Consider the following 6700-nt stretch of genomic DNA (forward strand, 5'->3'; position numbering starts at 1 on the left):
GACCGCTGCTTTTGCAAACTCATGATTTTTAACAGCAGCTGTCCCTAAAATCACTCGATTAACGCCTACATTAATTAATTCTTCAATACGTTCTAAGCTACGCACACCGCCACCAACTTGAACAGGGATCGAGACGGTATCAATAATCTGTTTAATGACATTTAAATTTTCTGATGGGTCACCTTTGGCTGCGTCTAAATCGACTAAATGTAAAAAGCTCGCTCCCTCATCTACCCACTCTTGCGCCATTTCAACAGGGTCACCATACGTTGTTTGCTCGTTATAATCACCTTGTTTCAATCGAACGCATTTTTGATTTCGTATATCAATCGCAGGAAAAATTCTCATCTAACCATCCCCCCAAAGTTCTTTAACATTTGCATACCGACTCGTGCACTTTTTTCTGGGTGATATTGCATCCCCATTATGTGATTACGCTTAACAGCCGATGGAAATGGCTTACCGTAATTTGTCGCATGTAAAATATCTTCTTCGTTTTTCGGTTGAGCAAAGTAAGAATGGACGAAATATACGTAGTCATCATCTTGAACATTTTGATTAATTATTGCTTCTTTGTATTGTTTGCTTACTTTCAATTGATTCCAACCCATATGAGGAACTTTTAAATCATGTTCAAAGCGCAAAATCTCTCCTTCAATCAAACCAAGCCCAATGTGTTCACCATGTTCATAACTCTTCTCAAATAGCAGCTGCATACCGAGACATATACCTAATAAAGGCTTACCTTTACTCGCATGACTTTTAATCTCATCTGTAAATCCTGTTTCATTCAAGCGATTCATTGCTTCACCAAATGCTCCAACGCCAGGCAAAATGATGCCATCAGCACTTTGGAGATCTGCTGGTTGATCCGTCACTTTACATTCAATGTTTAAGAGACTTAATGCATGTTGAACATTTTTTAAATTACCTGCTCCGTAATCAATAATTGCAATCATTTATTATTCCTACCTTTACAACATTCCTTTAGTTGATGGAACTTCTCCACTCTCATCTTGTATAGTCAACGCTTCATTCAATACACGCCCAAAACCTTTGAAGATCGATTCAATAATGTGGTGGTTGTTGTGACCATGAATGAGCTTCACGTGTAATGTCACACCGGCTTGATTAACGAATGCTCGTAAAAATTCCTCGACTAACTCTGTATCAAACGTACCGACCTTTTCACTTAACCCTTGAACGTCATAGACTAAATATGGTCTGTTAGAGACATCAACCGACACTAAACTTAGTGATTCATCCATCGGTGTAAAGTCAGCTGCATAACGTTTAATTCCTCTCTTATCACCAATCGCTTGTTTAAAAGCTTGCCCTAATACAATCCCAACATCTTCTATCGTATGGTGATCATCCACTTGTAAGTCACCATCTGCTTTTACCGTTAAATCAAAAGATCCATGGGCAGTAAATAACGTCAACATATGGTCGAAAAAGCCGACACCTGTTTCAATATCTACTTCTTTTTTTCCGTCAATGACAAGTGATAGATCAATGGTCGTCTCACTTGTTTCTCGATTTATTGTTGCTTGTCGCATAGACGTGTCACCTCTCATTTACTCAAAACGTATTCGCACGGATTCTTTGTGAGCATCAAGTCCTTCTTCATCAGCAAACTGTTCAACTTGACTACACACACGACTTAAAGCTTGCTCATTATAATAAATGACACTTGATTTTTTCATAAAGTCATAAACACCTAATGGCGATGAGAATTTCGCTGTGCCACTCGTTGGCAAAGTATGGTTTGGCCCGGCAAAATAATCACCTAATGGTTCTGGCGAATAATCACCTAAAAAGATCGCACCAGCATTTTTTACTTTGTCTAGTTGTTCAAATGGGTTCCTTACTTGTAACTCAAGGTGCTCTGGCGCTAATTCGTTCACTAATTCAAATGCATCATTTAGATCACTGACGACATAAATTCCGCCTTCATTGTTTATGGACTGTTGTAAAATTTCTTGTCGTTTAAGCTTTTTCTTTTGCCGTTCGACTTCACCTTGTATTTCATCTGCTAATTGCTTATTCGTCGTTACTGCTACTGCAGACGCTAGTTCATCATGCTCTGCTTGTGCTAATAAGTCAGCAGCAACGAATTTAGCATTCGCCTCGTCGTCCGCTACGACACAAACCTCACTTGGCCCTGCTATTAGATCGATTCCAACATCACCGAATACATATTTTTTAGCACGAGCTACATATGCGTTACCAGGGCCAACTATTTTATGAACTGAAGAGACATTTTCAGTTCCATACGCTAATGTTGCAATTCCATGGGCTCCACCAATTTTAAATATTTCATCAGCTCCAGCCATGTAAGCAGCTACAATTGTCGTTGGGTTGACTGAACCATCCCGTTGGACAGGGGTGGTCACAATTACTTGTTCAACCCCAGCAACTTTAGCCGGCAAAATATTCATTAAAACGGTCGAAGGGTAGGCTGCTTTTCCTCCTGGTACATAAACACCAACTCGTTCAATTGGTCTTACTTGTTGCCCAAGCCATACGCCTTGTTGATCATTCGTATACCATGACTGTTCTTTTTGTAATTTGTGATAGTCTACAATGTTTTCTTTTGCCTCTTGTAATATCTGTATTAACGATTCATCCACTTGAGTAAAGGCATAATCAATCTCTTCTTGCGACACTTTGTAATCGTCAAGCTCCACACCATCTAATTGTCTTATATATTGATAAACAGCTTGATCGCCGTCTTTTCTAACGTTGTTTACAATCGCTTCAACACGTTCATCAATTATATGGTTATTTTCTTGATTACGAGCTAGTCGCTTCTTTACTACTTTTTCAATGTCTTCGTGTGATATTTGTTCAACATTCATTAGTGACACTTCCTTTTGAATCGACAATCCATTTAACTTGCTCGATTAACGGACGAATTTTCTCATCTTTTGTTTTAAAACTCGCTTTGTTCACGACAAGCCTAGCACTAATATCCATCATGTTTTCAATAATGACTAAATTGTTCTCTTTAAGTGTTGAGCCAGTCTCGACAATATCGACAACGACATCGCTTAATCCTACTAATGGCGCTAATTCAACTGAACCGTTCAACTTAATCGTCTCGATTTGTTTGCCTTGAGCCTTGAAGTAATCATTTGTAATTTTAGGGTACTTAGTTCCAACCGTTAAGTGGTGGTACTGATTCAGACTAACTCCAGGTTCACCCGCTACTGCAAAACGACAACGACCAAACCCTAAATCGACCAATTCAAACACATCAACACTTGCTTCTAACAACGTGTCTTTACCCGCAACACCAATATCAGCTGCACCATTTTCAACATAAGTGCCAACGTCAGTTGCTTTTACTAAAATAAGCTCATAGTGACCACCATCACTAGTAAACATTAGTTTGCGGGACTTCTCATGATAAGAAGTAAATTTAAGTCCAATCTGTTCAAACAATTCAATACTTAAATCAGCGAGTCGCCCTTTAGCTAGCGCAATTTTAATTGTTTCCATTCACAAAACCTGCCTTCGTGAGGAAATCTTCAACAGTCGTAAAAGTAAATGTCTCACCTTTTATTTCTACTTTTTTCTCAGAAAGGTAAATGACCTGATCTCCAGTATTTGAATCATTCTCATAGTGCATATTAACGACTACACCTTTCCCTCTTAACTCTTGAGCAACCTCCATTGCTTTAACGAAATCTTTCTCTTCCGTTACAACATCAATTTTTTCAGGTTGACTAGTTTTAAATGACTGTTGCTTTTTAACAATCGAAATAAGGTCATCTAAATAAATACCGAAACCTATAGCACTTGTTTCTAAATCAAAGTATTTCGTTAATTGATCGTACCGTCCACCTTGAATAATCGGTTTTCCGTAACCTTCTATATAGCCTTGAAACATCGTTCCTGAGTAATAATTCAAATGGTTCACTAACCCTAAATCGATTGAAATGTAGTGAGCATACCCTAGTTGTTCTAACTGATTAACTAATTCGACCAATCTTTTAAGTGATTGCTTCATTCCACGATTAACAGCAATTTTTTCAGCTTCTGTAAAAACACTTTTAGGTGAGCCAAACAAATTCGGTATTTGGATTAATTGGTTTTTAATTTGATCGTTTACTTGATATTGTTTTAACAAGCGACTTAGCTCGTATTCGTTCTTTTCATCAACTTTTTGTTGGACGACCAATTGTTGTTGTTCCGTTAATCCCGCTTCTTGTAACAACGATTGAAAGAACCCCGCCTGACCTAGTTCAAGCTGTATATTTTTTAAGCCTGATTGTTTTAATGATTCGATTGCCATAACAATCATTTCTATATCATTTAATGGATGTGCATCATCAAACCATTCAACACCTACTTGTGAAAATGAACGTGAGGACCGGTCTGATTCACCACTTTCCATTCTGAAAATATTCGTAACATATAAAAACTTATTATACATTTCTACTTCTGATTGTGATTGAGATACCATGCGAGCAATTGGTACAGTTGCATCTGGTCTCAAGACTAACACTTTGCCATCACGGTCTATTAATTTAATCATTTGATCGGAATCCATCGTTCCTGGAACACTCATGAACAGATCATAATATTCGAACGTTGGCGTTTGAATTGGTCGATATCCATAGCTACTTAACACATGCCGTAATTGTCCAGTTAATGCTTGCTTCAACTCATAATCGTGTGCATATAAATCTGTAACCCCTTGAGGCAACTGCTGACTAAAAGCCATTAAAAACACCCTTTATCACTCTATTTGTTTATCACTTTATCAGAATAAAGATTAATAACATTTTATCCATTGTCTTTTAAACTGTCAACCAGTTAAAATGAGATTAATAGAAAGGATGAGCTAACATGTTTGATAACCATATGCACTCGAACTTTTCAGCAGATTGTGAAGCGCCAATGGAAGATATGATTGAAGCAGGAATTAGAAGAGGCGTAAAAGAATTATCGTTCACAGAACATATCGATTATGATTATCCAGACCCTTCAATCGTATTTGATGTGGATCTACATCGGTATGATGAAAGAATTAAAGAAATGCAAACTGCATATCAAAATAAAATCAACATCCATAAGGGAATTGAACTTGGCCTCCAACCACATTTAACTGAACGGTATAATCAACTGTTAAAAGAAGAAAACTTTGATTTTATTATTGCTTCCATGCATACGACGAATAAGAAAGACTTACATTCAGGAAATCTATTTGAAGGCCAATCATTAAATGAAGCATATGAAAAGTACTATACGGAGCTATATAAATGTGTGAGGGATTTCGATCAGTTTAGTATCTTAGGTCATTTAGATTTGGTCACACGTTATAAATATGAGCCAGGTGTTTATCACTTTTTAGATGTTATTGAGGAAATGTTTAAAATTATTATTCCACGCGGCCAAGGAATTGAAATTAATACGTCAGGTTATAAATACAACATGAATCGATTGTTACCGAGTCGTAATATATTGCAGTTGTACTATGATATGGGTGGAGAGATTATTACAGTTGGTTCTGATGCCCACAAGCCTGAACGAGTTGGCGATCGAATCGATGAAGGATATCATTTGTTAAAAGACATTGGATTTAAATATGTCTCGACATTCCAAAACCGAGAACCACAATTTCATAAGCTGTAAATGTGATTATAACGTTGATTAACAGGAAACCCCGAACGAAATCATACTGTGAATTCGTTCGGGGTTCTTAATTTGTTATATACTTAATCTTGATGCTCTAACTTTCCAAGTAAATAGGCTGCGTAAATGCCTGCAAAGATTAATAGTATACTTAATACATTTAACATGAAGCTTTCTTCAAAGCCTGGATACACGACAAATAATGAACCAAAAACCAGTCCAATAATGAGTGCATATGTCTGGTAAAAATACTGATTTAAGAAGTACTTAATAATCTTACTCATAATTAAAATACCAAAAACAATACCTAAACCTAATGGTATTAAAGCTTCTATGACAACATCACTTAATACATAAACAAATGTCGGATACATGCCAACAATCAATAATAACATCGACCCGCTAATACCAGGTAAGATCATTGCCGAGCTGGCGAGCCAACCAGATAAAAACAACAACACGTAAGTCGAACTATCATAAGTTGTAATAGTTTCTGCTACTCCTTCTTGGAATAAGGCTGTTAAACCGACAAGAAATGCCGCTAAAATAAATAATGCGTAATGCTGCCCGTTAAATGTCTTCTTATATTCAGACTTCTTTAAAAGCATTGGAATAATCCCAACAATTAACCCTAAAAATAAAAACTGTATCTGGTTTGGATAATTTTCATAAAGCCAATTAACGAGATTAGATAATAAAAATAAAGCTAACAACACACCGACTAGTAATGGTACTAAAAACGCTAGATGACGCTTCCAGTCACGTGTGAAAATACCATTTATTCCTTCAATCAACCGTTGATAAATACCTAAAACGACCGCGATTGTTCCACCACTGACCCCCGGAATTAGATCACTGATTCCCATAAGGCCACCGCGGTATAAGTTCCGCCATTCAATCATTAATAATCCCCATTTCCATCTTGTCCTACTTTATTCTATTATACTAAAAGTTGTGTGTATGACTATTGGTTTTATAATAAAATTTGTGGGATATTTGATTTTGGATGACGTATAATTTCTGGCTTAGCTTGATAAACAGTCTGTAACGTTTCAAC

General features: G+C 36.8%; 8 protein-coding genes. 1 reads left to right on the forward strand and 7 read right to left on the reverse strand.

The genetic code is table 11. From position 1 onward, the window contains the following. From A194_RS0113585 to hisZ, 6 genes are all read right to left on the reverse strand, one after another. A partial coding sequence (locus A194_RS0113585) for a HisA/HisF-related TIM barrel protein (RefSeq protein WP_017187364.1) occupies positions 1-348 on the reverse strand: 348 nt, incomplete at its 3' end. Then, complete coding sequence (gene hisH, locus A194_RS0113590) at positions 345-959, reverse strand: imidazole glycerol phosphate synthase subunit HisH (RefSeq protein ID WP_017187365.1); 615 nt, start codon at positions 957-959, stop codon at positions 345-347. The genes A194_RS0113585 and hisH, both read right to left, overlap by 4 nt. A 15-nt stretch (positions 960-974) precedes the next feature. Then, a complete protein-coding gene (hisB, locus tag A194_RS0113595) occupies positions 975-1559 on the reverse strand; it encodes an imidazoleglycerol-phosphate dehydratase HisB (protein WP_017187366.1) in 585 nt (194 codons plus the stop codon). Between the two features lie 18 nt (positions 1560-1577). Beyond that, a complete protein-coding gene (hisD, locus tag A194_RS0113600; protein WP_017187367.1) occupies positions 1578-2861 on the reverse strand; it encodes a histidinol dehydrogenase in 1284 nt (427 codons plus the stop codon). Then, on the reverse strand, positions 2851-3504 hold the full coding sequence (gene hisG / locus A194_RS0113605; RefSeq protein ID WP_017187368.1) for an ATP phosphoribosyltransferase: 654 nt from the start codon (positions 3502-3504) through the stop codon (positions 2851-2853). Before hisG ends, hisD begins: the two co-directional genes overlap by 11 nt. Further along, entirely contained in the window at positions 3491-4732 is a 1242-nt protein-coding gene (gene hisZ, locus A194_RS0113610; protein WP_017187369.1) for an ATP phosphoribosyltransferase regulatory subunit, read from the reverse strand. Before hisZ ends, hisG begins: the two co-directional genes overlap by 14 nt. 125 nt (positions 4733-4857) lie before the next feature. On the opposite strand from hisZ, the gene A194_RS0113615 reads away from it, so the two are divergent. Continuing rightward, complete coding sequence (locus A194_RS0113615) at positions 4858-5643, forward strand: histidinol-phosphatase HisJ family protein (RefSeq protein ID WP_017187370.1); 786 nt, start codon at positions 4858-4860, stop codon at positions 5641-5643. A gap of 83 nt (positions 5644-5726) precedes the next feature. Here the strand turns inward: A194_RS0113615 and A194_RS0113620 are convergent, their stop codons facing one another. Beyond that, positions 5727-6545, reverse strand: coding sequence for an undecaprenyl phosphate translocase family protein (locus A194_RS0113620; RefSeq protein WP_017187371.1), 819 nt, complete (start codon positions 6543-6545; stop codon positions 5727-5729). Positions 6546-6700 lie beyond the last annotated feature (155 nt).

It is taken from the genome of Alkalibacillus haloalkaliphilus C5 (assembly GCF_000269905.1).
Lineage (GTDB): Bacteria > Bacillota > Bacilli > Bacillales > Alkalibacillaceae > Alkalibacillus > Alkalibacillus haloalkaliphilus_A.